Source organism: Aquimarina aggregata (assembly GCF_001632745.1).
GTDB lineage: Bacteria > Bacteroidota > Bacteroidia > Flavobacteriales > Flavobacteriaceae > Aquimarina > Aquimarina aggregata.
In genome coordinates this window covers 1-3,104 of record NZ_LQRT01000031.1, presented here as the reverse complement: position 1 = coordinate 3,104, position 3,104 = coordinate 1, and the positions used below count along the sequence as shown (strand labels likewise).

The window sequence follows — 3,104 nt, the reverse complement described above, 5'->3', positions numbered from 1 at the left end:
AAAGAAGGCGGCGACCTACTCTTCCACGATTGTAGTACCATTGGCGCTAACGGGCTTAACTTCTCTGTTCGGAATGGTAAGAGGTGAGCCCCGTTGCTATAACCACCTTAAATCTTTATTAGTACCTATACCTATGAAATACTATTTCATAAACACACTACTAACCTAATAAGTTGACATATTGATTTAAATACACTAAAGAGTTACTAAAATAAGCTTGTAAAAAGCAATTCAGGCGCATAAGCCTATGGGTTATTAGTACTACTCGGCTATGACATTACTGCCTTTACACCTATAGCCTATCAACGTGGTAGTCTCCCACGACCCTTTAAAGAAATCTCATCTTGTGGTGGGTTTCGCGCTTATATGCTTTCAGCGCTTATCCCTTCCGAACGTAGCTACTCTGCAGTGCCTCTGGCGAGACAACAGATACACCAGCGGTTCGTCCAACTCGGTCCTCTCGTACTAAAGTCAGATCCACTCAAATTTCTAACGCCCACTGTAGATAGAGACCGAACTGTCTCACGACGTTCTGAACCCAGCTCGCGTGCCACTTTAATGGGCGAACAGCCCAACCCTTGGGACCTTCTCCAGCCCCAGGATGTGACGAGCCGACATCGAGGTGCCAAACCCCCCCGTCGATGTGAGCTCTTGGGGGAGATCAGCCTGTTATCCCCGGAGTACCTTTTATCCTTTGAGCGATGGCCCTTCCATGCGGAACCACCGGATCACTATGCTCTACTTTCGTACCTGATCGAGCTGTATCTCTCTCAGTCAAGCTTGCTTATGCCATTGCACTCTACGCACGATTACCAACCGTACTGAGCAAACCTTTAGAAGCCTCCGTTACTCTTTTGGAGGCGACCACCCCAGTCAAACTACCCACCAAGCACTGTCCATCTCGCGATGTTAGGCTTCGAATAAGCAAAGGGTGGTATTTCAACAATGACTCCACGACGCCTGGCGACGCCACTTCAAAGTCTCCCACCTATCCTACACATTACTTATCCAAAGTCAATACTAAGCTATAGTAAAGGTTCACGGGGTCTTTTCGTCCCACAGCGGGTAACCGGCATCTTCACCGATACTACAATTTCACCGAGCTCATGGCTGAGACAGTGTCCAGATCGTTGCACCATTCGTGCAGGTCGGAACTTACCCGACAAGGAATTTCGCTACCTTAGGACCGTTATAGTTACGGCCGCCGTTTACCGGGGCTTCAATTCAATGCTTCGCCGAAGCTAACATCTCCTCTTAACCTTCCGGCACCGGGCAGGTGTCAGGCCATATACATCATATTTCTATTTAGCATAGCCCTGTGTTTTTGATAAACAGTCGCCTGGACCTATTCACTGCGGCCCATCCGAAGATGGGCGACCCTTCTCCCGAAGTTACGGGTCGATTTTGCCTAGTTCCTTAGCCATGAATCTCTCGAGCACCTTAGAATTCTCATCCCAACTACCTGTGTCGGTTTACGGTACGGGCTGCTTCACTTGGTTTTCTTGGAAGTCGATTTGCTAGATTATCACCTCGACCGTAGTCTTAGTGTACTATCGGGGTATTACTACTCCCTTCAACGTACTATTCCGTCAGTACGCACTAACTTCTCGCCTCCGTCACTTTTAATGTGAGCAGGTACAGGAATATTAACCTGTTGTCCATCCACTACCCCTTTCGGGTTCGCGTTAGGGCCCGACTAACCCTCAGCTGATTAGCATAGCTGAGGAAACCTTAGTCTTTCGGTGTGCGGGTTTCTCGCCCGCATTATCGTTACTTATGCCTACATTTTCTTTTGTAGCTACTCCAGCAATCCTCGCGAATCACCTTCAACGCCACTACAATGCTCCCCTACCGATATTTCTATCCCATAGCTTCGGTAATATGCTTATGCCCGATTATTATCCATGCCGAACCGCTCGACTAGTGAGCTGTTACGCACTCTTTAAATGAATGGCTGCTTCCAAGCCAACATCCTAGCTGTCTAAGCAGTTCAACCGCGTTTTTTCAACTTAGCATATATTTTGGGACCTTAGCTGATGGTCTGGGTTCTTTCCCTCTCGGACATGGACCTTAGCACCCATGCCCTCACTGCTGATTAACATTTTATAGCATTCGGAGTTTGTCAGGAATTGGTAGGCGGTGAAGCCCCCGCATCCAATCAGTAGCTCTACCTCTATAAAACTATAAATCAACGCTGCACCTAAATGCATTTCGGGGAGTACGAGCTATTTCCGAGTTTGATTGGCCTTTCACCCCTACCCTCAGGTCATCCCAAGACTTTTCAACGTCAACGGGTTCGGTCCTCCACTTTGGGTTAACAAAGCTTCAACCTGCCCAAGGGTAGATCACACGGTTTCGCGTCTACTACTACTAACTATATCGCCCTATTCAGACTCGCTTTCGCTACGGATCCGTTGCTGAACAACTTAACCTTGCTAGTAAAAGTAACTCGTAGGCTCATTATGCAAAAGGCACGCCGTCACACATAAATGCGCTCCGACCGCTTGTAAGCGTATGGTTTCAGGATCTTTTTCACTCCCTTATTCAGGGTTCTTTTCACCTTTCCCTCACGGTACTGGTTCACTATCGGTCTCTCAGGAGTATTTAGCCTTAACGGATGGTCCCGCCAAATTCATACAGGATTACACGTGTCCCGCACTACTCAGGATACTACTATCTCACTACGCTTTACTTATACCGGGCTATCACCGTCTATGGCCACTCTTTCCAAAGTGTTCTAATTCATTATAGTTCAAATATCGTAGTCCTACAACCCCACATCTGCCGTAACAAATATGGTTTGGGCTAGTCCGCGTTCGCTCGCCACTACTAACGGAATCACTTTTGTTTTCTTCTCCTCCGGGTACTTAGATGTTTCAGTTCTCCGGGTTCGCCTCCTCGAAAGGATAATATGTCTTCAACATACTGGGTTGCCCCATTCGGATATCTGCGGATCAGTCTGTATGTGCCAGTCCCCGCAGCTTTTCGCAGCTTATCACGTCCTTCATCGCCTCTGAGAGCCTAGGCATTCCCCATACGCCCTTAATTAGCTTATGCGTCTTGCTTAACTTGCTCTTTTAGTTTTTTGATATCAATCCGAAGAT

General features: G+C 47.6%; 2 rRNA genes. Both read right to left on the bottom strand.

Going from position 1 to position 3,104, the window contains the following annotated elements:
* Positions 1 to 2: 2 nt before the first annotated feature.
* Positions 3 to 110 (bottom strand): 5S ribosomal RNA (gene rrf / locus AWE51_RS18270).
* A 125-nt stretch (positions 111 to 235) separates the two neighbouring features.
* Positions 236 to 3,057: ribosomal RNA gene (locus AWE51_RS18265) — 23S ribosomal RNA — on the bottom strand.
* Positions 3,058 to 3,104: the final 47 nt, after the last annotated feature.